We start from the raw sequence: 26,235 nt of genomic DNA, 5'->3' as shown, positions 1-26,235 counted from the left end.
TCTGGAGGGCCTGTGCAACGAGCTCGCTGTTATTTACTCGGTGAAAAAGCGGTGGTTCTGGAACTGGAGCCTCCCGTCATGCTCGCCAGCCAGCAGCGTATTTGGGGGCTGTTGGATCGCCTGAATGCCTCTGATGAGGTGAAAGAGGCCATTCCGGGCATGAATAACATCACCGTTGTGCTGAAAGATCCTCAGCGGCTGGCGCTGGATGGCATTGAATGGCTCCAGCGCTGGTGGGAAGAAAGTGAGGCGGTAATACCCACGCCTCGCCGGATTGAGATCCCGGTAGTTTATGGCGGTGAAGCCGGGCCCGATCTTGACGCAGTAGCTCGCCAGAACGATCTCACTCCCGCTCAGGTGGTCGCCCTGCATTCCAGTGCTGAATACATTGTCTATTTCCTCGGCTTCCAGCCCGGGTTTGCCTATCTGGGCGGGTTACCAGACATCCTGGCGACGCCCCGGCGCGCCGAACCACGGCTACAGGTTGCCGCCGGCTCCGTGGGCATCGGCGGTAGCCAAACCGGCATTTATCCGCTGGCGACGCCGGGCGGCTGGCAAATTATCGGCCGCACTCCGCTCAGCTTGTTTAACCCTGGCAAATCATCACCCACTTTATTATTGCCCGGAGACAGCGTGCGTTTTGTGCCGCAGAAGGAAGGCATATGCTGAAAATTATTCGCGCCGGTCTACAGACCAGCGTGCAGGATACCGGTCGTGAAGGGCTTCGCCAGCTCGGCGTTAGCCGCTGCGGTGCGCTGGATACACCGGCTATCTCAGCGGCCAATTTATTGGTGGGGAATAGGCCAGACACGCCGGCGCTGGAAATCACACTTGGACAGTGTGTTGTAGAGTTTGGGCGCAGCGGCTGGTTTGCACTGACTGGCGCAGGTTGTCATGCGGATCTGGATGGCAAAGTCGTGTGGACAGGCTGGCGGCTGCCGGTTAAAAAAGGGCAAAGGTTAACGTTAAAAAAACCGACGCACGGAATGCGTAGCTACCTTGCCGTTGACGGTGGCTTAGATGTCCCAGAGGTAATGGGCTCTTACAGCACTGACCTTAAAGCTGGTATTGGCGGCCATGACGGACGCCTGTTGCGTGATGGCGACCAGATTCCTTTACGGAAATCTCAGCACAAATTTCAGCGTTCACGGGGCGTAAAACAGCTGCTGTGGGGTAACCGCATTCGCGCATTAGCCGGGCCGGAATACCGGGAGTTTAGTCAGGCGGCACAGGAGAGTTTCTGGCGTCTTGCCTGGCAAATCAGCCCACAAAGCAACCGCATGGGCTATCGGCTACAGGGGCCGGAGCTGGAACGAACGACTCAGCGAGAGATGCTGTCCCACGGTCTGCTGCCCGGGGTCATTCAGGTGCCGCCTAATGGCCAGCCTATTGTGCTGATGAATGATGCCCAGACCACCGGCGGCTACCCCCGCATTGCCTGTGTGATTGAGGCCGATCTTTACCATCTGGCACAGGTCAGGCTGGGGGAGCCCATTCATTTTGTGCCGTGTTCGCTGGAAGAGGCGCTGAAAGCGTGCCGCGAGCAGGCACTTTATCTTGAACAGATTGCCTGGCAACTGGCGCAGGAAGAGTAACGTTTCAGGGAGTTTAGTATGCCGGAAGGACCAGAAATACGCCGCGCGGCGGACAAGCTTGAAGCCGCCGTGGGCGGTGAGCCGTTAACTGAAGCCTGGTTTGCTTTTGAAGAGCTAAAGCCGTTTGAGGCCATGCTCAAGGGTAAGACTATTGAGCGGATTGAAACCCGAGGCAAGGCGATGCTGACGCATTTTTCTAATGGCTTAACGTTGTACAGCCATAACCAGCTGTACGGCGTCTGGCGAGTGGTTGAGGCTAATAAAGAGCCAGAAACTAAGCGAGTGCTGCGGGTTCGTCTGCAAACGGCTGAAAAGGCCATTTTGCTGTATAGCGCTTCGGACATTGAAATGCTGGAGCAGGAACAGCTCGAGAAACATCCCTTCCTGCTGCGTGTAGGGCCCGATGTGCTGGACGAGACGCTGACGGTGGAACAGGTTAAAGCGCGTCTGCTGTCGCCGAGGTTTCGCCGCAGGCAGTTCAGCGGCCTGCTGTTGGAGCAGGCGTTTTTGGCCGGGCTGGGTAACTATCTTCGGGTGGAGATTCTTTGGGAAGCCGGGCTTGCGCCTCATCACCGCGCCGAAGATCTCACCGCTGAGCAGGCTGAGCGTTTTGCCGCGGTTCTGCTGGCGATTCCACGCCTTTCTTATCGGACGCGAGGGCAGGTGGATGAAAATAAACATCACGGAGCAATCTTTAGCTTCAGGGTGTTTCATCGTGCCGGAGAGCCGTGCGAGCGCTGCGGAGGGATAATTGAAAAAACAATGCTCTCTTCAAGACCATTCTACTGGTGCCCTGCCTGTCAGAAATAAAAAAAACGCGCCATCGGGCGCGTTTTTTACTCAGAAAGTTAAAATATTACTTTTTGAGGTCGGATTTGAAATCACGCTTATCGTAGCCGGTATACAGCTGACGTGGACGGGCGATTTTGATGCCGTCGTCGTGCATTTCGTTCCAGTGCGCAATCCAGCCCACGGTACGCGCCATCGCGAAGATGACGGTAAACATGGAGGATGGGATGCCCATCGCCTTCAGGATGATGCCGGAGTAGAAGTCGACGTTCGGGTAGAGTTTCTTCTCGATGAAGTACGGGTCGTTCAGCGCGATGTGTTCCAGCTCCATCGCCACTTCCAGCAGGTTGTTATCCTTCAGGTTCAGCTCTTTCAGCACTTCGTGGCAGGTTTCACGCATTACGGTGGCGCGCGGGTCGTAGTTTTTGTACACGCGGTGGCCGAAGCCCATCAGGCGGAACGAGTCGTTTTTGTCTTTGGCGCGACGGATAAATTCTGGAATGTGCTCAACGGTGCTGATCTCTTCCAGCATTTTCAGCGCAGCTTCGTTCGCGCCGCCGTGAGCCGGTCCCCACAGGGAAGCGATACCCGCGGCGATACACGCAAACGGGTTAGCGCCGGAGGAACCTGCGGTACGCACGGTGGAAGTAGACGCGTTCTGTTCATGGTCAGCGTGCAGGATCAGGATCCTGTCCATTGCGCGTTCCAGAATTGGGTTAACTTTGTACTCTTCGCATGGTGTAGAGAACATCATGTTCAGGAAGTTAGCCGAATAGGAGAGGTCGTTGCGCGGGTAAACGAACGGCTGACCAATCGAATACTTGTAACACATTGCTGCTACGGTCGGCATTTTAGACAGTAGGCGGAATGCCGCGATTTCACGGTGGCGTGGGTTATTCACGTCAAGGGAGTCGTGGTAGAAGGCCGCCAGCGCACCGGTCACGCCGCACAGCACGGCCATCGGATGCGAGTCGCGACGGAATCCGTGGAACAGGCGGGTAATCTGCTCGTGAATCATGGTATGGCGGGTAACGGTGGTTTTGAATTCGTCGAACTGTTCCTGCGTCGGCTTTTCGCCGTTTAGCAGGATGTAGCACACTTCCAGATAGCTGGATTCGGTGGCCAGTTGGTCAATCGGGAAGCCGCGGTGCAAAAGAATGCCTTCGTCACCGTCGATATAAGTGATTTTAGATTCGCAGGATGCGGTAGAGGTGAAACCCGGGTCAAAAGTAAATACACCTTTAGAACCAAGACTACGGATATCAATTACATCCTGACCTAGCGTGCCCTTTAGCACATCAAGTTCGAGAGCATCGTCACCATTTAGGGTGAGGTTTGCTTTAGTATCAGTCATTTACGGTCTCCTTAGCGCCTTATTTCATAAGACTGCCAGGCGTCCAATTTGCATTCAAACCCACAATGGTTGGTTACCAGTTTTTTAATTGGCTCGCGGCTCTGTTTAGAGGAGTACAACCAGGGTACAGAGCGATGGGCGCTTGCAGGTAACACTCGCTTTGAGGGTGAAACTACAACAAATCAGCGTCTTAGCAATCAGTATCATTCAAACCTGTATACCACTAATAACTGTCCTGATTACTCGGGTCAATACCCATCCACTGTTACATAACTATTACTCAGGTGAAAGGCTGCCCCTATAACTTTTGCGCATTATACGGCTTTTCTGGCCCTGTTTGTAACAATAATGTTTAACTTTTGTCAAATCGGATGGTTAAAATTTAAAATAATGTTGTTATCGTGATCCTGCTCACTGTTCCGAGCAAAACCCTTCAAACATTATGTGGGTTAATTGTAATGATTTTGTGAAGAGCCTATACTGCCGCCAGGTCTCCGGAACACCCTGCTACCGGGAGCCACCCAGCGTTGTAGCCATTTTTTTGGCCTCTGGATGTAGCTGTTTTTTGCATGACGCACAGTTATAGAAAGTTAGCGCTGTCTGACCCCGAATGCAGATCCGGAGGAAGGAAACAATAAGAAGAGCATGTGGGCGCTATTCATGATAAGAAACGTGAAAAAACAACGACCTGTCAATCTGGATCTGAAAACGATTCGGTTCCCCGTCACTGCAATCGCTTCCATCCTCCACCGCGTTTCCGGCGTGATCACATTTGTGGCGGTCGGCATTCTGCTTTGGTTGCTGGGACTGTCACTCTCCTCCCCGGAAGGTTTTATCACCGCTTCTGCCGTGATGAGCAGCTTTATCGTTAAATTCATAATGTGGGGTATTCTGACGGCACTGGCCTATCACGTGGTGGTCGGTATTCGCCATCTGCTGATGGACTTCGGCTATCTGGACGAAACCCTTGTAGCGGGCAAACGATCCGCACATATCTCCTTTGTTATTACCGTCGTGCTTTCAATTCTTGCAGGAGTCCTCGTATGGTAAGCAATGCCTCCGCATTGGGTCGCAATGGCGTGCACGATTATGTGCTGGTTCGCGCTACCGCCATCGTATTAACCCTGTACATCATCTATATGATTGGCTTCTTCGCTTTCACCAGCGAGCTGACCTACGACGTCTGGCACGGCTTCTTTGCCTCTGCCTTCACCAAAGTTTTCACCCTGCTGGCACTGTTCTCCATTTTGATCCATGCCTGGATTGGCATGTGGCAGGTGTTGACCGACTACGTTAAACCGCTGGCGATTCGCCTTCCTTTACAGCTGCTGATTGTTGTTGCGCTGTTGGTTTACGTCATTTATGGATTCGTTGTGGTGTGGGGTGTGTAATGAAACTGCCAGTCAGAGAATTTGATGCTGTAGTGATTGGTGCTGGTGGCGCAGGTATGCGCGCCGCGCTACAGATTTCCCAGTCGGGCCAGAGTTGTGCCCTGCTGTCCAAAGTTTTCCCAACCCGTTCCCACACCGTGTCTGCGCAGGGCGGTATTACCGTTGCGCTGGGTAATACCCATGAAGACAACTGGGAATGGCACATGTACGACACGGTAAAAGGTTCCGACTATATCGGTGACCAGGACGCCATCGAATATATGTGTAAGACCGGTCCGGAAGCGATTCTGGAGCTTGACCATATGGGCCTGCCTTTTTCCCGTCTGGAAAATGGCACCATCTATCAACGTCCGTTTGGCGGCCAGTCGAAAGACTTCGGCGGCGAGCAGGCGGCACGCACTGCCGCGGCGGCTGACCGTACCGGTCACGCGCTGCTGCACACCTTGTACCAGCAGAACCTGAAAAACCACACCACTATCTTCTCGGAGTGGTATGCGCTGGATCTGGTTAAAAACGCCGATGGTGCAGTTGTTGGCTGTACCGCACTGTGCATCGAAACCGGTGAAGTGGTTTACTTCAAAGCCCGCGCAACCGTGCTGGCAACCGGCGGTGCGGGCCGTATTTATCAGTCCACTACCAACGCCCACATTAACACCGGTGATGGCGTAGGTATGGCTATCCGCGCTGGCGTGCCGGTGCAGGATATGGAGATGTGGCAGTTCCACCCAACCGGTATCGCCGGTGCGGGTGTTCTGGTTACAGAAGGCTGTCGTGGTGAAGGCGGTTACCTGCTGAACAAACACGGCGAACGCTTCATGGAGCGTTATGCCCCGAATGCTAAGGACCTGGCGGGTCGTGACGTGGTGGCGCGTTCCATCATGATCGAAATCCGCGAAGGTCGCGGCTGTGATGGCCCGTGGGGTCCACACGCCAAGTTGAAACTGGATCACCTGGGTAAAGAAGTGCTGGAATCCCGCCTGCCGGGTATCCTGGAACTGTCCCGTACCTTCGCCCACGTAGATCCGGTGAAAGAGCCGATTCCTGTTATCCCGACCTGTCACTACATGATGGGCGGCATTCCGACCAGAGTGACCGGTCAGGCGCTGACCGTGAACGAGCAGGGCGAAGATGTTGTTATCCCTGGCCTGTTCGCCGTGGGCGAAATTGCCTGCGTATCCGTACATGGTGCAAACCGTCTGGGCGGCAACTCCCTGCTTGACCTGGTGGTATTCGGTCGTGCGGTCGGCCTGCATCTGCAGGAGTCGATTGCCGAGCAGGGCGACCTGCTTGACGCGACCGAAGCCGAAATCGATGCGTCCCTTGAGCGCCTCAACCGCTGGAACGGTAACCGTAACGGTGAAGATCCGGTGGAAATCCGTAAAGCGCTTCAGGAATGTATGCAGCACAACTTCTCGGTATTCCGTGAAGGTGACGCGATGGCCAAAGGTCTTGAGCAGCTGAAAGCGATCCGCGAGCGCCTGAAAAACGCCCGTCTGGATGATACGTCCAGCGAGTTCAACACCCAGCGCGTTGAGTGTCTGGAGCTGGATAACCTGATGGAAACCGCCTACGCCACTGCGGTGTCGGCAAACTTCCGTACCGAGAGCCGTGGCGCGCATAGCCGCTTCGACTTCCCGGATCGTGATGACGAAAACTGGCTGTGCCATTCCCTGTACCTGCCAGAGTCGGAGTCCATGACGCGTCGTAGCGTCAACATGGAACCGAAACTGCGTCCGGCGTTCCCGCCGAAGATTCGTACTTATTAATGCGGAGACAGGACAATGAAACTCGAATTCTCAGTTTATCGTTATAACCCGGACGTAGACGACGCTCCGCGTATGCAGGATTACACCCTGGAAGCGGAAGAGGGTCGCGACATGATGCTGCTGGACGCCCTGATGCAGCTGAAAGAAAAAGACCCAAGTCTGTCGTTCCGTCGTTCTTGCCGTGAAGGGGTTTGCGGCTCTGACGGCCTGAATATGAACGGCAAAAACGGTCTGGCCTGCATTACGCCAATTTCGGCGCTCGGCAACGGCAAGCAGAAAATTGTCATCCGCCCTCTACCTGGTCTCCCGGTGATCCGCGATCTGGTTGTAGACATGGGACAATTCTATGCTCAATATGAGAAGATTAAGCCTTACTTGTTGAATAATGGGCAAAATCCACCCGCTCGTGAGCATTTGCAGTCGCCGGAGCAGCGTGAAAAGCTGGATGGTCTGTACGAGTGCATTCTGTGCGCCTGCTGCTCGACCTCCTGCCCATCGTTCTGGTGGAATCCGGACAAGTTCATCGGTCCGGCTGGCCTACTGGCGGCGTATCGTTTCCTGATCGACAGCCGCGACACGGAAACGGACGCGCGTCTGGACGGCCTGAGCGATGCTTTCAGCGTTTTCCGCTGTCACAGCATTATGAACTGCGTCAGTGTCTGTCCTAAGGGGCTGAACCCGGCGAAGGCCATCGGCCATATCAAGTCGATGCTGTTGCAGAAAAGCGCTTAAGTAAGAAAAGTACCCTTTCCTCGCAGGGGAGAGGGTACAAATTGCAGGAAATCTTTAAAAACTGCCGACGATCTTCCCCCTCTCTCTTGTGGGGAGAGGGGGAAGGGGTGAGGGGAAACCCTTAAGACAGTTTCTAAAGGTTCCTTCGCGGGCCGCCCTCCACGGCAACAGGCTCGAAGAAAGTGAACCCTGGAACGTATACCTGTATACCCTACGGTGTGCGTTATAGTTATCCACGGCGAAATAAGCATAAATTTGCTTAAGGGATCACGATGCAGAACGGCGCGATGAAGCCCTGGCTGGACTCTTCCTGGCTGGCGGGCGCAAACCAGTCCTACATAGAGCAGCTCTATGAAGACTTCTTAACCGATCCTGACTCTGTTGATGCGCACTGGCGCACCATGTTCCAGCAGTTAGCTGGCACCGGAGCCAGACCGGATCAATTCCATTCAAAAACGCGTGATTATTTCCGTCGTCTGGCGAAGGATGCCTCACGTTACTCCACCGCAATCACCGATCCTGATACTGACGTTAAGCAAGTTAAGGTTCTGCAGCTGATCAACGCCTGGCGTTTCCGCGGGCATCAGGCAGCAAACCTTGATCCGCTTGGCCTGTGGAAGCAAGAGTCCGTTCCCGATCTGGATCCGGCTTTCCACAACCTGACGGATGGGGATCTGCAGCAGAGCTTTAACGTGGGTTCTTTTGCCGGCGGCAAAGAAACCATGAAGCTTGCGGATCTGATTGAGGCGCTGCAGCAAACCTACGGTGGCTCTATCGGCGCCGAGTACATGCACATTACCAACACAGAAGAGAAACGCTGGATCCAGCAGCGCATTGAATCTGTGGTGGGTCAGTCAACCTTCACGCCGGAAGAGAAAAAACGCTTCCTGAGCGAGTTGACTGCAGCAGAAGGCCTGGAACGTTACCTGGGTGCCAAATTCCCCGGGGCGAAACGCTTCTCGCTGGAAGGCGGTGACGCGCTGGTGCCGATGCTCAAAGAGATGATTCGCCACGCGGGCAAGAGCGGCACGCGCGAAGTGGTGCTGGGTATGGCGCACCGCGGTCGTCTTAACGTGCTGATCAACGTTCTGGGTAAAAAACCGCAGGATCTGTTTGATGAGTTTGCCGGTAAACATAAAGAGCACCTCGGCACCGGTGATGTGAAGTACCACATGGGCTTCTCATCAGACGTGGAAACCGAAGGCGGCCTGGTTCACCTGGCGCTGGCGTTTAACCCGTCTCACCTTGAAATCGTTAGCCCGGTGGTTATCGGCTCCGTGCGCGCGCGCCTGGATCGTCTGGATAAGCCAGGCAGCAACCAGGTTCTGCCGATCACCATTCACGGTGATGCCGCTGTAGCCGGGCAGGGCGTGGTTCAGGAAACCCTGAACATGTCCAAAGCGCGTGGTTATGAAGTGGGCGGTACCGTGCGTATCGTTATCAACAACCAGATTGGTTTCACCACCTCTAACCCGTTGGATGCGCGTTCCACGCCGTACTGTACCGATATCGGTAAGATGGTGATGGCGCCGATTTTCCACGTCAATGCGGACGACCCGGAAGCCGTTGCCTTCGTGACTCGTCTGGCGCTGGACTTCCGTAATACCTTCAAACGCGATGTGTTTATCGACCTGGTTTGCTACCGTCGCCACGGCCATAACGAAGCGGATGAGCCAAGCGCAACTCAGCCAGTGATGTACCAGAAAATCAAAAAACATCCGACCCCACGTAAGATCTACGCTGATAAGCTTGAGCAAGCTAAGCTGGCAACGCTGGAAGATGCCACCGAAATGGTGAATCTGTACCGCGATGCGCTGGATGCCGGCGAATGCGTCGTCAACGAATGGCGTCCGATGAACATGCACTCCTTTACCTGGTCGCCGTACCTCAACCACGAGTGGGACGAAAGCTACCCGAACAAGGTTGAGATGAAGCGCGTGCAGGAACTGGCTAAGCGCATCAGCACCGTGCCGGAAGCCGTAGAAATGCAGTCTCGCGTGGCTAAGATTTACGGCGATCGTCAGGAAATGGCGAGCGGTAACAAGCTATTCGACTGGGGCGCTGCCGAGAATCTGGCTTACGCCACGCTGGTCGACGAGGGCGTGTCCGTCCGTCTGTCCGGTGAAGATGCGGGTCGCGGTACCTTCTTCCACCGCCATGCGGTGATTCATAACCAGACCAACGGTTCTACCTATACCCCGCTGGCGCACGTGCATAACAGCCAGGGCATCTTCAAAGTCTGGGATTCCGTACTGTCTGAAGAAGCGGTTCTGGCCTTTGAATACGGTTACGCCACGGCAGAACCACGCACGCTGACCATTTGGGAAGCCCAGTTTGGCGACTTCGCTAACGGTGCTCAGGTCGTCATTGACCAGTTCATCAGCTCCGGCGAGCAGAAGTGGGGCCGTATGTGTGGCCTGGTGATGCTGCTGCCGCACGGTTATGAAGGCCAGGGGCCAGAGCACTCTTCCGCGCGCCTGGAACGTTACCTCCAGCTGTGCGCCGAGCAGAATATGCAGGTTTGCGTCCCGTCTACGCCGGCTCAGGTTTATCACATGCTGCGTCGTCAGGCGCTGCGCGGGATGCGCCGTCCGCTGGTCGTGATGTCACCGAAATCTCTGCTGCGCCATCCGCTGGCGGTTTCCAGCCTCGACGAACTGGCCAACGGCACTTTCCTGCCGGCAATTGGTGAGATTGACGAACTGGATCCTAAAGGCGTGAAGCGTGTAGTACTGTGTTCCGGTAAGGTTTACTACGACCTGCTTGAGCAGCGTCGCAAGAACGACCAGAAGGATGTGGCGATTGTGCGTATCGAGCAGCTCTATCCGTTCCCGCATCAGGCGGTACAGGAAGCGCTGAAGCCGTTCGCTCACGTGCATGATTTTGTCTGGTGCCAGGAAGAGCCGCTGAACCAGGGCGCCTGGTACTGCAGCCAACACCACCTCCGCGAAGTGATTCCGTTTGGGTCCGCTCTGCGTTATGCAGGTCGCCCAGCCTCCGCCTCTCCGGCGGTAGGGTATATGTCCGTTCACCAGAAGCAGCAGCAAGATCTGGTTAATGACGCGCTGAACGTCGAATAAATTAAAGGATAAATAATGAGTAGCGTAGATATTCTAGTTCCTGACCTGCCAGAGTCCGTAGCCGACGCGACAGTGGCAACCTGGCATAAAAAACCGGGCGACAGCGTCAAGCGCGACGAAGTACTGGTTGAGATCGAAACTGACAAAGTGGTGCTGGAAGTACCGGCATCTGCGGACGGCGTTCTGGATGCGGTACTGGAAGACGAAGGTACCACCGTCACCTCCCGCCAGATCCTGGGCCGCCTGCGTGAAGGCAACAGCGGCGGGAAAGAAACCTCCGTGAAATCTGACAGCAAAGAGTCCACTCCGGCTCAGCGCCAGCAGGCTTCTCTGGAAGAGCAGAATAACGATGCCCTCAGCCCGGCCATCCGCCGTCTGATCGCAGAAAATGACCTCGACGCCAGCGCTATCAAAGGCAGCGGCGTAGGCGGCCGTATCACTCGTGAAGACGTTGAAAAACACCTGAGCGAAGCAAAAACGAAGCAGCCTGCACAGGCGAAAGCAGCTGAAGCGACTCAGGCACCGGTTGCACCGCTGGCTGGCCGCAGCGAAAAACGCGTTCCGATGACCCGCCTGCGCAAGCGCGTGGCCGAGCGTCTGCTGGAAGCGAAAAACTCCACCGCCATGCTCACAACCTTCAACGAAGTGAACATGAAGCCAATCATGGAACTGCGTAAGCAGTACGGTGAAGCGTTTGAAAAACGTCACGGCGTGCGTCTGGGCTTCATGTCCTTCTATATTAAAGCCGTGGTTGAAGCACTGAAACGCTATCCGGAAGTGAACGCTTCCATCGACGGTGAAGACGTGGTTTACCACAACTACTTCGACGTCAGCATCGCGGTTTCTACTCCGCGTGGCCTGGTGACGCCGGTGCTGAAAGACGTTGATACCCTGGGTATGGCCGACATCGAAAAACGCATCAAAGAGCTGGCGGTGAAAGGCCGTGACGGCAAGCTGACCGTAGAAGAGCTGACCGGCGGTAACTTCACCATCACCAACGGCGGTGTTTTCGGTTCCCTGATGTCTACGCCGATCATCAACCCACCGCAGAGCGCGATTCTGGGTATGCATGCCATCAAAGACCGCCCAATGGCGGTTGACGGTAAAGTTGAGATCCTGCCGATGATGTACCTGGCGCTGTCTTACGATCACCGTCTGATCGATGGCCGCGAGTCCGTGGGTTACCTGGTCGCGATTAAAGAGCTGCTGGAAGATCCGACTCGCCTGCTGCTGGACGTATAGTCGAATAAGACTCTGGCGGGTGCTTAGACACCCGCCCCTACAACCTAATCTAACCTTACCCCGAGCGTTAATGCTCTTTATCTGGATGGATAGAACTCATGAACTTACACGAATATCAGGCGAAACAGTTGTTTGCTCGGTATGGTTTACCGGCACCCGTCGGTTACGCCTGCACCACACCGCGTGAAGCGGAAGAAGCCGCCTCTAAAATTGGCGCGGATCCTTGGGTGGTGAAATGTCAGGTTCATGCCGGTGGCCGCGGTAAAGCGGGCGGTGTGAAAGTGGTTAACAGCAAAGAAGATATTCGCGCTTTCGCTGAGCACTGGCTGGGCAAACGCCTGGTAACTTATCAAACGGATGCAAACGGCCAGCCGGTACACCAGATTCTGGTTGAAGCCGCGACCGACATCGACAAAGAGCTGTACCTGGGCGCGGTTGTTGACCGTAGCTCTCGCCGCGTAGTCTTCATGGCTTCCACCGAAGGCGGCGTGGAAATCGAAAAAGTGGCGGAAGAAACCCCGCACCTGATCCACAAAGTAGCGCTGGATCCGCTGGCAGGGCCAATGCCTTACCAGGGCCGTGAGCTGGCGTTCAAACTGGGTCTGGAAGGTAAACAGGTTCAGCAGTTCACTAAGATCTTTATGGGGCTGGCGGCGATTTTCCTCGAGCGCGACCTGGCGCTTATCGAAATCAACCCGCTGGTTATCACTAAGCAGGGCGACCTGATCTGCCTCGACGGCAAACTGGGCGCTGACGGCAACGCGCTGTTCCGCCAGCCGGATCTGCGTGAAATGCGCGACCAGTCTCAGGAAGACCCGCGTGAAGCTCAGGCTGCACAGTGGGAACTGAACTACGTTGCGCTGGACGGCAACATCGGCTGTATGGTTAACGGTGCGGGCCTGGCAATGGGCACCATGGACATCGTTAAGCTTCACGGCGGTGAGCCGGCTAACTTCCTTGACGTGGGCGGCGGCGCGACCAAAGAGCGCGTTACCGAAGCCTTCAAAATCATCCTGTCAGACGACAAAGTGAAAGCCGTTCTGGTGAACATCTTCGGCGGTATCGTACGCTGCGACCTGATTGCCGACGGCATCATCGGCGCGGTAGCCGAAGTGGGCGTTAACGTGCCGGTTGTGGTTCGTCTGGAAGGTAACAACGCCGAACTGGGCGCGAAGAAACTGGCGGATAGCGGCCTGAACATCATTGCAGCGAAAAGTCTGACGGACGCAGCACAGCAGGTTGTTGCTGCCGTGGAGGGGAAATAATGTCCATTTTGATCGATAAAAACACCAAGGTAATTTGCCAGGGCTTCACCGGCAGCCAGGGGACTTTCCACTCCGAGCAGGCGATTGCCTACGGTACGAAAATGGTTGGCGGCGTGACGCCAGGCAAAGGCGGTACTGAACATCTGGGCCTGCCGGTATTCAATACCGTGCGTGAAGCCGTAGAAGCGACCGGGGCGACCGCTTCCGTTATCTACGTTCCAGCTCCGTTCTGCAAAGACTCCATCCTGGAAGCGATTGATGCAGGCATCAAGCTGATTATTACCATTACCGAAGGTATCCCGACGCTGGATATGCTGACCGTGAAGGTTGCGCTGGATGAAGCAGGCGTGCGCATGATCGGACCAAACTGCCCGGGCGTTATCACCCCAGGCGAATGCAAAATTGGCATCATGCCGGGCCATATCCACCTGCCGGGCAAAGTGGGCATCGTTTCCCGTTCCGGTACGCTGACCTATGAAGCTGTTAAGCAGACTACCGACATCGGCCTCGGCCAGTCGACCTGTGTCGGCATCGGTGGTGACCCGATTCCTGGCTCTAACTTCATTGATATCCTGAAGATGTTCCAGGACGATCCGAAAACAGAAGCCATTGTGATGATCGGTGAAATCGGCGGTAGCGCAGAAGAAGAAGCGGCTGCTTATATTAAAGAGCACGTGACCAAACCTGTTGTAGGCTACATTGCTGGCGTAACCGCGCCTAAAGGCAAGCGTATGGGCCATGCTGGCGCCATCATCGCAGGCGGGAAGGGGACTGCGGATGAGAAATTCGCCGCGCTCGAAGCCGCTGGCGTGAAAACCGTTCGCAGCCTCGCCGACATCGGCGACGCGCTGAAAGCTATTCTGCCGCAGTAAGCAGATGCCCCCGTGTAAGCGGGGGAAACAGCAATAATAAGTGTTCGACATGGTTGGCCACCCTGGGTGGCCTTTTTTTATGTTTTCTCTTCCGTTCGCTCGGTTCTTTTGCCGATATTCCGTGTTTCAACCCTTTTCTATTCATAAACAATAATTGTTTCCTTCCGCGATATTTACGCTCTGTAACCTTATAAAAAATAATGCATTGTTAATTTATTTTTTATCAAAAGTGAAGTATTTGTGAATATTAAAAAGATACTACCAATAAGGGCGAAATAATGTGAGTTAAATAACGTTTGGGAAAGGGTAAGGGCCGCCGATAAATTGTCGCTATACGCCCCAGTTCTCGCTTTATGTTGATAATAAGCGTTTTGATTTTAACGCAAAGCGAAGTGCTAAAACATATCATTAACAACAAACTCACGATTAATTCTCTATTGAAAAATAATTAACATGTCCAGCGTAAATTGTTTTGGATCAATGTTTAAAGCTGGCATTGCGGGGTATAAAGGGGCAAAATTGCCTTAGATCAAACTGGCTGAATATGTGTGCTTTAGCTATAAATTGATCGCCGTCGTAAAACGTAAAAAACATTAAGCAATGACCTGTTTATTGTAAGGGAATTGCAGGGTAATATAATTACGGGTTATTTTTGATTTTATTAACGTGTTTGTAACCTTTCACCTTTTGATTTCACATTTGAATAAAGTGGGCGAGCAAAAGGGGTCTGGAAGCGAATGTATTTGTATTAGGGCATGCTTGTGGCAAACCTCCCGGTGAACCACAGTCGAAGTCTTCATGCGAAGAGCAAGGAGTCAAGATGTTTGATATTGTCGAACTGTCGCGCTTACAGTTTGCCTTGACCGCGATGTACCACTTCCTGTTTGTGCCATTAACGCTCGGTATGGCGTTTTTGCTGGCCATCATGGAAACGGTCTATGTGCTGTCAGGTAAGCAGATTTATAAAGATATGACCAAATTCTGGGGCAAGTTGTTTGCAATCAACTTTGCGCTGGGGGTGGCAACCGGTTTAACCATGGAGTTCCAGTTCGGGACTAACTGGTCTTACTATTCTCACTACGTCGGGGATATCTTCGGTGCGCCGCTGGCGATCGAAGGTCTGATGGCGTTCTTCCTCGAGTCCACCTTCGTTGGTCTGTTCTTCTTTGGCTGGGATCGCCTCGGCAAAGTTCAGCATATGGCCGTCACCTGGCTGGTGGCGTTGGGCTCCAACCTCTCCGCACTGTGGATTCTGGTCGCCAACGGCTGGATGCAAAACCCAATCGCTTCCGACTTCAACTTCGAAACCATGCGCATGGAAATGGTCAGCTTCTCCGAGCTGGTCCTCAACCCGGTTGCGCAGGTTAAATTTGTTCACACCGTGGCATCCGGCTATGTGTGTGGCGCAATGTTTGTTCTCGGCATCAGCTCCTACTACATGCTGAAAGGCCGTGATTTCGCGTTTGCGAAGCGTTCCTTTGCGATTGCTGCAAGCTTCGGTATGGCGGCTATTCTCTCCGTTATCGTGCTGGGTGATGAGTCCGGTTATGAAATGGGTGACGTGCAGAAAACCAAACTGGCGGCGATTGAAGCCGAATGGGAAACTCAGCCTGCACCGGCTGCCTTCACCCTGTTTGGTATCCCGGACCAGGACAAACAAGAAAACCGCTTTGCTATTCAGATCCCTTACGCGCTGGGTCTTATTGCTACCCGTTCCGTTGATAAGCAGGTTACCGGCCTGAAAGAGCTGATGGTGCAGCACGAAGAGCGTATCCGTAACGGGATGAAGGCCTACAGCCTGCTCGAGCAGCTGCGTAAAGGCTCGGCCGATCAAAGCGTGCGTGATGACTTCAACCATGTGAAGAAAGACCTTGGCTATGGCCTGCTGCTGAAGCGCTACACGGAAAACGTCACCGACGCGACCGAAGAGCAGATTCAGAATGCGACCAAAGACTCTATCCCTCGCGTAGCGCCGCTGTACTTCGCGTTCCGCATCATGGTGGGCTGTGGCTTCCTGATGCTGTTCATTATTGCTGCGTCCTTCTGGACCGTGACCCGCAACGCCATCGGTTCGAAAAAATGGCTGCTGCGCGCCGCGTTGTATGGCATTCCGCTACCGTGGATCGCTATCGAGTCCGGCTGGTTTGTGGCTGAATACGGCCGTCAGCCGTGGGCGGTAGGTGAAGTTCTGCCGACGGCAGTGGCCAACTCTTCGCTAAGCGTGGGTGACCTGCTGTTCTCCATGATACTGATTTGCGGCCTTTACACGCTGTTTATGGTGGCGGAGCTGTTCCTGATGTTCAAATTTGCTCGCCTTGGGCCGAGCAGTCTGAAAACAGGACGCTATCACTTTGAGCAGTCCAACGTGGCTTCTCAGCCGGCACGCTAAGACAGGAGTCGTCAAATGATTGATTATGAAGTATTGCGTTTTATCTGGTGGCTGCTGGTCGGCGTCCTGCTGATTGGCTTCGCCGTCACCGACGGCTTCGACATGGGCGTGGGCATGCTGTCACGCGTGATTGGCCGCACCGACGTTGAGCGCCGCATTATGGTGAACTCCATTGCGCCGCACTGGGACGGTAACCAGGTCTGGTTGATCACCGCCGGTGGTGCGTTATTTGCCGCCTGGCCAATGGTCTATGCCGCAGCGTTCTCCGGCTTCTACGTGGCGATGATTCTGGTGCTGGCTTCTTTGTTCTTCCGCCCGGTAGGTTTCGACTACCGTTCGAAGATTGAAGATACCCGCTGGCGTAACATGTGGGACTGGGGCATTTTCATCGGCAGCTTCGTGCCGCCGCTGGTCATTGGCGTGGCGTTCGGCAACCTCTTGCAGGGCGTGCCGTTCCACGTAGATGAATATCTGCGTCTCTACTACACCGGTAACTTCTTCCAGCTGCTGAATCCGTTTGGCCTGCTGGCCGGCGTTGTCAGCGTGTCGATGATTGTTGCTCAGGGTGCAACCTACCTGCAGATGCGTACCGTCGGTGAGTTACATCTGCGTGCTAAAGCGGCGGCTCAGATTGCCGCGCTGGTAATGATGGTTTGCTTCGCACTGGCAGGCGTTTGGGTGGTTTACGGCATCGATGGATACGTTGTGACCTCCGTATTGGATCATCATGCTGCCTCTAACCCGCTGACTAAAGAAGTCGCGCGTCAGGCCGGTGCCTGGATGGTTAACTTCAACAATATGCCAGGCCTGTGGGCAATTCCTGCGCTGGGCGTTGTGTTGCCGCTGCTGACCATTCTGATGTCTCGTCTGGAGAAGGGCGCTCTGGCGTTCATCTTCTCCTCACTGACGCTGGCCTGTGTGATCCTGACCGCCGGTATTGCTATGTTCCCGTTCGTGATGCCTTCCAGCACCATGATGAACGCTAGCCTGACCATGTGGGATGCGACATCCAGCCAGCTGACGCTGAATGTGATGACCTATGTTGCTATCGTGTTCGTACCCATCATTCTTCTCTACACCACCTGGTGTTACTGGAAAATGTTCGGTCGTATCACCAAAGAGCACATCGAAAGCAACTCCACCTCTCTGTACTAATAAGGAGCTGATTATGTGGTATTTTGCATGGATTCTGGGCACGCTTCTCGCGTGTGCATTCGGGATTATTACCGCGCTGGCTCTCGAGCACGTTGAGGCGAGCAAAGCCGGAAAAGAAGAGCACTGATGGAATACGTTATCGCGAAACTATACGCGGTAATGGACAAGAGCCCCTTGCGGGCTCTTTCCTTAGTGATGGCGCTGGTGCTGGCAGGGTGCATTTTTTGGGACCCGTCTCGTTTCGCCGCGAAAACGAGTGAGCTGGAGATTTGGCACGGCTTCCTGCTGATGTGGGGCGTTTGTGCCGGGATCGTTCACGGCGTGGGCTTCCGCCCAACCAAAGTACTTTGGCAGGGTATTTTCTGCCCGCTGATTGCCGATTTAGTGCTCATCGCTGGACTGCTGTTTTTCTTCTTCTGAATGCCGTCGCGCATTCCCCCGCACGATGCAGAAATTATGGGCTTTAACAAGCCCATAAAAATTTACTTAACGTTTAAAACAATCCATTCCAAACCCTCATTCTCTTGCGTATAGTAAGCAGCGTTAAATTGCATTACCGGGATGTAAAGTGAGTACAACGCTGTTTCGATGGCCGGTTCGTGTTTACTATGAAGACACAGACGCCGGTGGTGTGGTTTACCATGCCAGTTATGTTGCTTTTTATGAAAGAGCACGCACAGAGATGCTGCGCCAGCACAACTTTAACCAGCATTCCCTGTTGGCGGAGCGTGTCGCCTTTGTCGTACGCAGGATGACTGTTGATTATCTTGCGCCTGCCCGACTCGACGATTTACTCGAAATCCAAAGTGAAATTACATCGATGCGCGGCACTTCTATGGTGTTTACGCAGCGAATAGTCAACGCTGAAAATCAGTTACTGAACCAAGCTGAAGTGCTGATTGTTTGTGTTGATCCACACCTAATGAAGCCTCGTGCGCTTCCCAAGTCTATTGTCGCGGAGTTCAAGCAGTGACTGACATGAATATCCTTGATTTGTTCCTGAAGGCTAGCCTTCTGGTCAAATTTATCATGTTGATTTTGATTGGTTTTTCCATCGCATCATGGGCAATCATCATTCAGCGAACGCGTATCCTTAATGCCGCCAGCCGTGAAGCTGAGGCGTTTGAAGACAAGTTCTGGTCCGGGATCGAACTTTCTCGTCTGTATCAGGAAAGCCAGGGCCGTCGCGAAAACCTGAGCGGTTCCGAGCAGATCTTCTACTCTGGCTTCAAAGAGTTCGCGCGTTTGCACCGCGCCAATACCCATGCGCCAGAAGCCGTGGTTGAGGGGGCATCTCGTGCGATGCGCATCTCAATGAGTCGCGAGCTGGAAACGCTGGAAACCCACATTCCTTTCCTTGGCACCGTTGGTTCCATCAGTCCGTATATCGGCCTGTTTGGTACGGTGTGGGGGATCATGCATGCGTTTATCGCCCTGGGTGCGGTGAAGCAGGCGACATTGCAGATGGTTGCGCCCGGTATTGCTGAAGCGCTGATCGCAACCGCGATTGGTCTGTTTGCTGCTATCCCGGCCGTTATGGCGTACAACCGCCTTAACCAACGCGTGAACAAACTGGAATTGAATTACGACAACTTCATGGAAGAGTTCACGGCTATCCTGCACCGTCAGGCTTTTACCAGCAGCGAAAAGCAGTAACAAGGGGTAAGTCATGGCCAGACGTGGACGTGGTCGTCGTGAGCTGAAGTCAGAAATTAACATCGTTCCTTTGCTGGACGTGCTGTTGGTGCTGTTGCTTATCTTTATGGCGACGGCACCTATCATCACTCAGAGCGTTGAGGTGGATCTGCCGGATGCGACAGATTCCCAGACCGTCAGCAGTAACGATGAGCCGCCGGTCATTATTGAAGTGTCCGGGGTAGGGCAGTACAGCGTAGTGGTTGAAAAAGATCGTATGGATCAGCTGCCGTCAGAGCAGGTTGTTGCGGAAGCGCAGCGCCGTCTGCAGGCGAATCCTAAAACGGTCTTTTTGATCGGTGGCGCAAAAGATGTTCCGTATGACGAGATCATCAAGGCGCTGAATCTGTTGCATCAGGCGGGCGTGAAGTCCGTTGGTCTGATGACGCAGCCAATCTGATCCATCTCGCTTAAAACGTTTGGGAACCGATAGTGTCAAAGGCAACCGAAGAAAACGCTAAATTAAAACGAGCGATCATCGTTTCAGTGGTGCTGCATATCATTTTGATTGGCATCCTGATCTGGAGCTCGTTTGATGAGCACATTGATGCATCCGCGGGTGGTGGCGGTGGTTCTTCTATTGACGCGGTGATGGTTGACCCGGGTGCGGTAGTGGATAACTACAATCGCCAACAGCAGCAGCAGGCAAGCAGTAAACGTGCTGCCGAGCAGCGTGAAAAACAGGCGCAGCAGCAGGCAGAAGAACTTCAGCAAAAACAGGCGGCGGAGCAACAGCGCCTGAAAGCGCTGGAGAAAGAGCGTTTAGCCGCGCAGGAGCAGGCAAAAGCGCAGGCCGAGCAGCAGAAGCAGGCTGAAGCGGCCGCGAAGCAGGCTCAGGAACAGCAGAAACAGGCTGAGACCGCTGCAGCAGCCGCGAAAGCAAAAGCCGATGCGCAGGCGAAGGCCCAGGCAGACGCACAGGCGAAAGCTCAGGCTGATGCCCAGGCGAAGGCTGCGGAAGAAGCGGCGAAGAAAGCCGCGGCGGACGCTCAGAAGAAAGCCACTGAAGAAGCCGCTAAGAAAGCGGCTGACGCAGAGAAAAAAGCGGCCGCAGACGCTGCAGCAGCAGCGAAGAAAGCTCAGCAGGATGCTGAGAAAAAAGCTGCAGATGCTGCCGCTAAGAAAGCTGCGCAGGAAGCCGAGAAGAAAGCCGCCGCTGAGGCCGCGAAAGAGGCCGCCGCCGAAAAAGCAGAAGCGGCTAAACAGGCTGCTGCCGAAAAAGCAGCGGCTGAAAAGGCTGCCGAGAAGGCCGCCGCTGATAAAGCTGCGGCAGCGAAAGCCGCAGCAGATAAGAAAGCGGCAGCTGACGCGAAGAAAAAGGCGGCTGCTGAGAAAGCCGCTTCTGACAAAGCCGCAGCGCAGGGCGTTGATGACCTGTTCGGTGATTTAAGCTCAGGTAAGAATGCACCGAAAACCGGCGGTGGGGCGAAAGGTAATGCCGCAGCCGCTGCCGGAAAAGGGAATAATAAAAACAACGGCGCAAGCGGTGCCGAGATCAGTGGTTACGCAGGTCAGATAAAAGCAGCGATCGAGAGTAAGTTCTATAACGATCCTTCGTTCGCCGGTAAGACCTGTTCACTGCGCGTTAAGCTGGCGCCAGATGGGCTGCTGCTGGATATTAAATCCGAAGGTGGCGATCCGGCTCTTTGTCAGGCTGCTATTGCGGCAGCGCGTCTGGCTAAGATTCCGAAACCGCCAACTGAAGCCGTTTATGAAGTCTTCAAAAACGCACCGATCGACTTTAAGCCTTAACGCCGTTTTCCCCGCCAACGCGGGGAAAGCACACTAAGCTGAGTTACAGGGTTTTGGTAGTTTTGTGTATTTGAGTTTGTTAACATTCTGCTAAATTATCGTGGGCTTTCCGCCTGGATAAGGGAGATATGATGAAGCAGGCATTTCGTGTAGCGTTAAGTTTCTTAATGCTGTGGGCAGCGGTGCTGCACGCAGAAGTTCGTATCGAGATCACCCAGGGTGTCGACTCTGCTCGCCCTATTGGTGTGGTTCCGTTTACCTGGGCAGGCCCTGGCGCCGCGCCTGAAGATATTGGTGGTATTGTTTCTGCCGACCTGCGTAACAGCGGTAAATTCAACCCTCTCGACAGATCTCGCCTGCCTCAGCAGCCGGGTTCTGCTCAGGAAGTTCAGCCTGCGGCCTGGACCGCGCTCGGCATCGACGCCGTCGTGGTAGGTCAGGTTACGCCAAACGGCGACGGGAGTTACACCGTTGCTTACCAACTGGTCGACACCTCAGGTGCGCCGGGCACGGTTCTGGCCCAGAACTCCTATAAAGTGAACAAACAGTGGCTGCGCTATGCTGGCCACACCGCCAGCGACGAAGTGTTTGAAAAGCTGACCGGGATTAAGGGCGCATTCCGTACCCGTATCGCTTACGTTGTGCAGACTAACGGCGGCCAGTTCCCGTATGAGCTGCGTGTTTCTGATTACGATGGCTACAACCAGTTTGTGGTTCACCGTTCTCCGCAGCCGCTGATGTCTCCTGCATGGTCTCCGGACGGCAGCAAACTGGCTTACGTCACCTTCGAAAGCGGTCGTTCTGCGCTGGTGGTGCAGACGCTGGCTAACGGCGCAGTGCGTCAGATTGCGTCGTTCCCGCAGCACAACGGTGCACCGGCATTCTCTCCGGATGGTTCTAAGCTGGCGTTCGCGCTGTCTAAAACCGGCAGCCTGCAGCTGTACGTGATGGACCTTGGCTCTGGTCAGATTCGTCAGGTGACTGAAGGTCGCAGCAACAACACCGAACCAACCTGGTTCCCGGACAACCAAACCCTGGCTTACACCTCTGACCAGGCGGGTCGTCCACAGATTTATAAAGTCAGTATTAGTGGCGGTGCTCCGCAGCGTCTTTCCTGGGAAGGTTCTCAGAACCAGGATGCCGATGTCAGTGCCGACGGTAAAATTATGGTAATGGTCAGCTCCGCTAGCGGTCAGCAGCACATTGCCAAACAGGATCTGGTAGCGGGTGGCGTAACAACTTTATCGTCAACGTTCCTGGATGAAACGCCAAGTCTGGCACCTAACGGCACTATGGTAATCTACAGCTCTTCTCAGGGGATGGGATCCGTGCTGAATTTGGTTTCAACAGATGGGCGTTTCAAAGCGCGTCTTCCGGCAACTGATGGACAGGTCAAATTCCCTGCCTGGTCGCCGTATCTGTGATAACAATATTGATTATTAAAGGATCAAAGAAATGCAACTGAACAAAGTGCTGAAAGGGCTGATGATTGCTCTGCCGGTTATGGCTATCGCGGCGTGTTCTTCTAACAAGAGCGCCAACAATGGTCAGAGCGGTGAAGGTATGCTGGGTGCCGGCACTGGTATGGACGCTAACGGCCACGGCAACATGTCTTCTGAAGAGCAGGCTCGTCTGCAGATGCAACAGCTGCAGCAGAACAACATCGTTTACTTCGGTCTGGACAAATACGATGTGAGCTCTGAATTCGCTGCAATGCTGGATGCACACGCTAACTTCCTGCGTAGCAACCCGTCTTACAAAGTGACCGTAGAAGGTCATGCGGATGAGCGCGGTACCCCAGAGTACAACATCGCACTGGGCGAACGTCGTGCTAACGCTGTTAAAATGTACCTGCAAGGTAAAGGCGTTTCTGCAGACCAGATCTCCATCGTTTCTTACGGTAAAGAAAAACCTGCAGTACTGGGTCATGACGAAGCGGCTTACGCTAAAAACCGTCGTGCCGTACTGGTTTACTAAGAGAATCGCATGAGCAGTAACTTCAGACATCACGTGTTGAGTCTGTCGTTACTGGTTGGCATAGCGGCCCCCTGGGCCGCTACTGCTCAGGCGCCAATCAGTAGTGTCGGCTCAGGCTCGGTCGAAGACCGCGTCACTCAACTCGAGCGTATTTCTAACGCTCACAGTCAGCTTTTGACCCAACTCCAGCAACAACTCTCCGATAACCAGAATGATATTGATTCCCTGCGCGGTCAGATTCAGGAAAATCAGTATCAGCTGAATCAGGTTGTGGAACGTCAAAAGCAAATTTTGCTGCAAATGGATAGCCTTAGCGGCGCGGCTGCGGGAGCAGGGCAACAGCCTGCTGCCGGAGCTACCCAGACTGCCACGCCGGACGCTGGGGCCTCAAACACGGCTCCTGCTGCCCCGGTGCAGGGCGGTGACGCTAATAGCGATTACAACGCTGCTATCGCGCTGGTGCAGGATAAATCGCGTCAGGACGATGCTATCAACGCGTTTCAGTCCTTTGTGAAGAAGTATCCGGATTCAACTTATCTACCTAACGCCAACTACTGGCTTGGTCAGTTGAATTACAACAAAGGCAAAAAGGATGATGCGGCGTTTTATTTTGCCTCCGTGGTGAAAAACTACCCAAAATCTCCTAAAGCACCGGACGCCATGTTTAAGGTTGGCGTGATCATGCAGGACAAAGGCGACGCTGCAAAAGCGAAAGCCGTCTACCAGCAGGTCGTTAAACAGTATCCCAATACTGACGGTGCAAAGCAGGCTCAAAAACGTCTGAATGCGCAATAATGCGTGCGGCCTGACCAGATATCGTCGTTTTTCTGGTCTTGCCGTGCGAAACATAAGCAGTTGAGCGATCTGCGTCAAAATTATTGTTGCGTCAAAATCTTAAATCAGTAATATATGCCGCCGTTGCCAAGGGATACGAAACAAACCCAAAGTGACGCAAAAGTGGGTCGTTAGCTCAGTTGGTAGAGCAGTTGACTTTTAATCAATTGGTCGCAGGTTCGAATCCTGCACGACCCACCACTTTAAAGTAATAAGCTGTAGTCAGGCGTGAAGGGTTCGAACCTGCAGCAGGTTTGAGTTGAGCGAAAGCGAAACAACGTTGTGGTAACAACGGCCCGAAGGGTGATAATCATCCTGCACGACCCACCGCTTTAAAGTAAAAGCAGTAAAGAAGTTTGCATAAGCCGCACAGCGGGTCGTTAGCTCAGTTGGTAGAGCAGTTGACTTTTAATCAATTGGTCGCAGGTTCGAATCCTGCACGACCCACCATCTTTTAAGATGAAAAATGTAAGTGAATCGTGAAGGGTTTGAACCTGCAGCAGGTTCGAGTTGAGCGAAAGCGAAACAACGTTGTGATAACAACGGCCCGAAGGGTGATAATCATCCTGCACGACCCACCATCTTTTAAGATGAAAAATGTAAGTGAATCGTGAAGGGTTTGAACCTGCAGCAGGTTCTAATCTAGCGAAGCAAAACTTCAAAGCAGTAACCGCACAAAGCGGGTCGTTAGCTCAGTTGGTAGAGCAGTTGACTTTTAATCAATTGGTCGCAGGTTCGAATCCTGCACGACCCACCAATGTAAAAAAGCGCCCTAAAGGCGCTTTTTTGCTATCTGCAAGATAGAGGATTCGAGCCTGCAGCAGGTTCGAGTTGAGCGAAAGCGAAACAACGTTGTGATAACAACGGCCCAGAGGGTGATAATAATCCTGCACGACCCACCAAATTCAAACTAAAGCGCCTTCAGGCGCTTTAGTTGTCTCTGGAGCAAGGACTATTATGTGCAGGATAACGTCGTTGCTTGCGACGACGGCCCGAAGGGCGAGCAAAGCGAGTCATCCTGCACGACCCACCAATGTAGAAAGGCGCCCTAAAGGCGCCTTTTTGCTATCTGAGATTTAAGAACCCAGCCACCGAACAAACTCGACGCTACTTTCTTGATTCTGACCTGACCCATCAAACAATTCCTCACGACATTTTGATTAAATTTCGCTATCTTGTTTAGCATATAAAACAATGAATGCAGGTAATAGCGTGAATCACGCTAACTGTGGCCTGTTATGTTAAGTCAGTAAAACGAGATTGCATGATGAGCGTAATGTTTGACCCGGAAACCGCGATTTATCCATTTCCACCTAAACCGGCCCCGCTAAAGGCGGAAGAAAAGCAATTTTATCGTGAAAAAATCAAGCGCTTGCTGAGAGAGCGTGATGCGGTGATGGTGGCGCATTACTACACTGACCCGGAAATCCAGTCTCTTGCAGAAGAGACCGGAGGCTGTATCTCTGACTCGCTTGAGATGGCTCGCTTCGGTGCTAACCATCCGGCTTCTACGCTGCTGGTGGCGGGCGTTCGTTTTATGGGGGAAACGGCGAAAATCCTCAGCCCTGAAAAAACAATTTTAATGCCAACCCTCAATGCAGAATGTTCATTAGATCTCGGCTGCCCGATTGAGGCGTTTAACGCTTTTTGCGACCAGCACCCGGATCGGACGGTGGTCGTCTATGCTAATACCTCTGCGGCGGTAAAAGCCCGTGCCGACTGGGTGGTCACATCCAGTATTGCGGTAGAGTTGATTGAACATCTGGACAGCCTGGGTGAGAAAATCATCTGGGCGCCGGATCGCCACCTTGGCAGTTATGTTCAAAAGCAAACGGGTGCCGATGTGCTGTGCTGGCAAGGAGCCTGCATTGTGCATGATGAATTTAAAACTCAGGCGCTGGCGCGCATGAAGGCGATGTACCCTGACGCCGCGGTGTTGGTACATCCCGAGTCACCCCAGGCGGTGGTTGATATGGCCGATGCCGTAGGATCGACCAGCCAGCTGATTAACGCGGCAAAAACGCTGCCTCATCAGCAGCTTATTGTGGCAACGGATCGCGGGATATTTTATAAAATGCAGCAGGCGTGCCCGGACAAAGAGTTACTGGAGGCGCCTACTGCAGGGGAAGGAGCAACCTGCCGTAGCTGTGCACATTGCCCGTGGATGGCAATGAATGGGCTCAAAGCGATTGCAGAGGGGCTGGAGCAGGGTGGCGCTGCGCACACTATAGAAGTAGACGCTGCGCTGCGTGAAGGGGCTCTCGTTCCGCTTAATCGTATGCTCGACTTTGCGGCAGAGTTACGTCGGACGGTAAAAGGTAACGCGTAAGAGAATTACGCTCTGGGG

The 26,235-nt window shown here is 53.8% G+C and carries 24 protein-coding genes, 3 tRNA genes and 3 other RNA genes; 29 read left to right on the top strand and 1 reads right to left on the bottom strand.

The window, feature by feature from the left end; genetic code table 11:
• Window positions 1-12 precede the first annotated feature (12 nt).
• From pxpB to nei, 3 genes are read left to right on the top strand one after another with little or no spacing between them, the layout of a single operon-like run.
• Window positions 13-669 carry a 5-oxoprolinase subunit PxpB gene (pxpB, locus tag VGM55_RS10955; protein ID WP_331635463.1) on the top strand — a complete coding sequence of 219 codons (657 nt, stop codon included), beginning with the start codon at window positions 13-15 and terminating at the stop codon, window positions 667-669.
• A complete protein-coding gene (gene pxpC, locus VGM55_RS10950) occupies window positions 663-1,595 on the top strand; it encodes a 5-oxoprolinase subunit PxpC (protein WP_331635462.1) in 933 nt (310 codons plus the stop codon). The genes pxpB and pxpC overlap by 7 nt, the downstream gene beginning before the upstream one ends.
• Before the next feature lie 18 nt (window positions 1,596-1,613).
• A complete protein-coding gene (nei, locus tag VGM55_RS10945) occupies window positions 1,614-2,405 on the top strand; it encodes an endonuclease VIII (RefSeq protein ID WP_331635461.1) in 792 nt (263 codons plus the stop codon).
• A 46-nt stretch (window positions 2,406-2,451) separates the two neighbouring features.
• Here nei and VGM55_RS10940 read toward each other — a convergent pair whose 3' ends face one another.
• Window positions 2,452-3,738 (bottom strand): citrate synthase, encoded by a 1,287-nt coding sequence (locus VGM55_RS10940; RefSeq protein WP_154185165.1) that lies wholly within the window; start codon window positions 3,736-3,738, stop codon window positions 2,452-2,454.
• Between the two features lie 645 nt (window positions 3,739-4,383).
• Between VGM55_RS10940 and sdhC the strand changes: the two genes are divergently transcribed.
• The 26 genes from sdhC (at window position 4,384) to nadA (ending at window position 26,217) form a co-directional block, all read left to right on the top strand.
• The gene (gene sdhC, locus VGM55_RS10935) at window positions 4,384-4,788 is read left to right on the top strand and encodes a succinate dehydrogenase cytochrome b556 subunit (RefSeq protein WP_331635460.1); all 405 of its coding nucleotides are present in this window, start codon (window positions 4,384-4,386) and stop codon (window positions 4,786-4,788) included.
• The gene (gene sdhD / locus VGM55_RS10930; protein WP_038474592.1) at window positions 4,782-5,129 is read left to right on the top strand and encodes a succinate dehydrogenase membrane anchor subunit; all 348 of its coding nucleotides are present in this window, start codon (window positions 4,782-4,784) and stop codon (window positions 5,127-5,129) included. The genes sdhC and sdhD overlap by 7 nt, the downstream gene beginning before the upstream one ends.
• Window positions 5,129-6,895 carry a succinate dehydrogenase flavoprotein subunit gene (gene sdhA, locus VGM55_RS10925; RefSeq protein WP_331635459.1) on the top strand — a complete coding sequence of 589 codons (1,767 nt, stop codon included), beginning with the start codon at window positions 5,129-5,131 and terminating at the stop codon, window positions 6,893-6,895. The genes sdhD and sdhA overlap by 1 nt, the downstream gene beginning before the upstream one ends.
• A 15-nt stretch (window positions 6,896-6,910) precedes the next feature.
• Window positions 6,911-7,627 (top strand): succinate dehydrogenase iron-sulfur subunit, encoded by a 717-nt coding sequence (locus tag VGM55_RS10920; protein ID WP_331635458.1) that lies wholly within the window; start codon window positions 6,911-6,913, stop codon window positions 7,625-7,627.
• A 272-nt stretch (window positions 7,628-7,899) separates the two neighbouring features.
• Window positions 7,900-10,707 (top strand): 2-oxoglutarate dehydrogenase E1 component, encoded by a 2,808-nt coding sequence (gene sucA, locus VGM55_RS10915; RefSeq protein WP_154185162.1) that lies wholly within the window; start codon window positions 7,900-7,902, stop codon window positions 10,705-10,707.
• Between the two features lie 15 nt (window positions 10,708-10,722).
• Window positions 10,723-11,949, top strand: coding sequence for a 2-oxoglutarate dehydrogenase complex dihydrolipoyllysine-residue succinyltransferase (odhB, locus tag VGM55_RS10910; RefSeq protein WP_154185161.1), 1,227 nt, complete (start codon window positions 10,723-10,725; stop codon window positions 11,947-11,949).
• A 98-nt stretch (window positions 11,950-12,047) separates the two neighbouring features.
• Window positions 12,048-13,214 carry an ADP-forming succinate--CoA ligase subunit beta gene (gene sucC, locus VGM55_RS10905; RefSeq protein ID WP_331635457.1) on the top strand — a complete coding sequence of 389 codons (1,167 nt, stop codon included), beginning with the start codon at window positions 12,048-12,050 and terminating at the stop codon, window positions 13,212-13,214.
• A complete protein-coding gene (gene sucD, locus VGM55_RS10900; protein WP_154185159.1) occupies window positions 13,214-14,086 on the top strand; it encodes a succinate--CoA ligase subunit alpha in 873 nt (290 codons plus the stop codon). The genes sucC and sucD overlap by 1 nt, the downstream gene beginning before the upstream one ends.
• Before the next feature lie 820 nt (window positions 14,087-14,906).
• Window positions 14,907-16,475, top strand: a complete 1,569-nt coding sequence (cydA, locus tag VGM55_RS10895; RefSeq protein WP_154185158.1) for a cytochrome ubiquinol oxidase subunit I — start codon at window positions 14,907-14,909, stop codon at window positions 16,473-16,475.
• Between the two features lie 15 nt (window positions 16,476-16,490).
• The gene (gene cydB, locus VGM55_RS10890) at window positions 16,491-17,630 is read left to right on the top strand and encodes a cytochrome d ubiquinol oxidase subunit II (protein ID WP_038474568.1); all 1,140 of its coding nucleotides are present in this window, start codon (window positions 16,491-16,493) and stop codon (window positions 17,628-17,630) included.
• 13 nt (window positions 17,631-17,643) lie between these two features.
• Window positions 17,644-17,757, top strand: coding sequence for a cytochrome bd-I oxidase subunit CydX (cydX, locus tag VGM55_RS10885; protein ID WP_008456153.1), 114 nt, complete (start codon window positions 17,644-17,646; stop codon window positions 17,755-17,757).
• Window positions 17,757-18,050: a cyd operon protein YbgE gene (gene ybgE / locus VGM55_RS10880; protein WP_038474565.1), complete on the top strand. Its 294-nt coding sequence runs from the start codon at window positions 17,757-17,759 to the stop codon at window positions 18,048-18,050. Before cydX ends, ybgE begins: the two co-directional genes overlap by 1 nt.
• 148 nt (window positions 18,051-18,198) lie before the next feature.
• Window positions 18,199-18,603, top strand: coding sequence for a tol-pal system-associated acyl-CoA thioesterase (gene ybgC, locus VGM55_RS10875; protein ID WP_331635456.1), 405 nt, complete (start codon window positions 18,199-18,201; stop codon window positions 18,601-18,603).
• On the top strand, window positions 18,600-19,286 hold the full coding sequence (gene tolQ, locus VGM55_RS10870; RefSeq protein WP_061276741.1) for a Tol-Pal system protein TolQ: 687 nt from the start codon (window positions 18,600-18,602) through the stop codon (window positions 19,284-19,286). Before ybgC ends, tolQ begins: the two co-directional genes overlap by 4 nt.
• A 13-nt stretch (window positions 19,287-19,299) precedes the next feature.
• Window positions 19,300-19,725 carry a colicin uptake protein TolR gene (gene tolR, locus VGM55_RS10865; protein ID WP_008456166.1) on the top strand — a complete coding sequence of 142 codons (426 nt, stop codon included), beginning with the start codon at window positions 19,300-19,302 and terminating at the stop codon, window positions 19,723-19,725.
• A 32-nt stretch (window positions 19,726-19,757) separates the two neighbouring features.
• The gene (gene tolA, locus VGM55_RS10860; protein WP_331635455.1) at window positions 19,758-21,077 is read left to right on the top strand and encodes a cell envelope integrity protein TolA; all 1,320 of its coding nucleotides are present in this window, start codon (window positions 19,758-19,760) and stop codon (window positions 21,075-21,077) included.
• A 131-nt stretch (window positions 21,078-21,208) separates the two neighbouring features.
• Window positions 21,209-22,501 carry a Tol-Pal system beta propeller repeat protein TolB gene (tolB, locus tag VGM55_RS10855; RefSeq protein ID WP_154185443.1) on the top strand — a complete coding sequence of 431 codons (1,293 nt, stop codon included), beginning with the start codon at window positions 21,209-21,211 and terminating at the stop codon, window positions 22,499-22,501.
• Between the two features lie 31 nt (window positions 22,502-22,532).
• Window positions 22,533-23,054 (top strand): peptidoglycan-associated lipoprotein Pal, encoded by a 522-nt coding sequence (pal, locus tag VGM55_RS10850; protein WP_008456172.1) that lies wholly within the window; start codon window positions 22,533-22,535, stop codon window positions 23,052-23,054.
• Window positions 23,055-23,063: 9 nt separating this feature from the next.
• On the top strand, window positions 23,064-23,849 hold the full coding sequence (gene cpoB / locus VGM55_RS10845; protein WP_154185157.1) for a cell division protein CpoB: 786 nt from the start codon (window positions 23,064-23,066) through the stop codon (window positions 23,847-23,849).
• Window positions 23,850-24,013: 164 nt separating this feature from the next.
• A tRNA-Lys gene (locus tag VGM55_RS10840) sits at window positions 24,014-24,089 on the top strand.
• Between the two features lie 13 nt (window positions 24,090-24,102).
• Window positions 24,103-24,218, top strand: a non-coding RNA gene (locus VGM55_RS10835) — RtT sRNA.
• Window positions 24,219-24,262: 44 nt separating this feature from the next.
• Window positions 24,263-24,338 (top strand) — tRNA-Lys (locus VGM55_RS10830).
• Window positions 24,339-24,353: 15 nt separating this feature from the next.
• A non-coding RNA gene (locus VGM55_RS10825) (RtT sRNA) lies at window positions 24,354-24,469 on the top strand.
• Between the two features lie 100 nt (window positions 24,470-24,569).
• Window positions 24,570-24,645: transfer RNA gene (locus tag VGM55_RS10820), tRNA-Lys, on the top strand.
• 29 nt (window positions 24,646-24,674) lie between these two features.
• A non-coding RNA gene (locus VGM55_RS10815) (RtT sRNA) lies at window positions 24,675-24,790 on the top strand.
• Window positions 24,791-25,155: 365 nt separating this feature from the next.
• Window positions 25,156-26,217 carry a quinolinate synthase NadA gene (nadA, locus tag VGM55_RS10810; RefSeq protein WP_331635533.1) on the top strand — a complete coding sequence of 354 codons (1,062 nt, stop codon included), beginning with the start codon at window positions 25,156-25,158 and terminating at the stop codon, window positions 26,215-26,217.
• The last annotated feature ends 18 nt before the right edge of the window (window positions 26,218-26,235 follow it).

The sequence above is a fragment of the Cedecea sp. genome, from assembly GCF_036500665.1.
Taxonomy (GTDB): domain Bacteria; phylum Pseudomonadota; class Gammaproteobacteria; order Enterobacterales; family Enterobacteriaceae; genus Cedecea.
The sequence above is the reverse complement of the archived record's forward strand: the minus strand, read 5'-3'. Positions and strand labels throughout refer to the sequence as shown.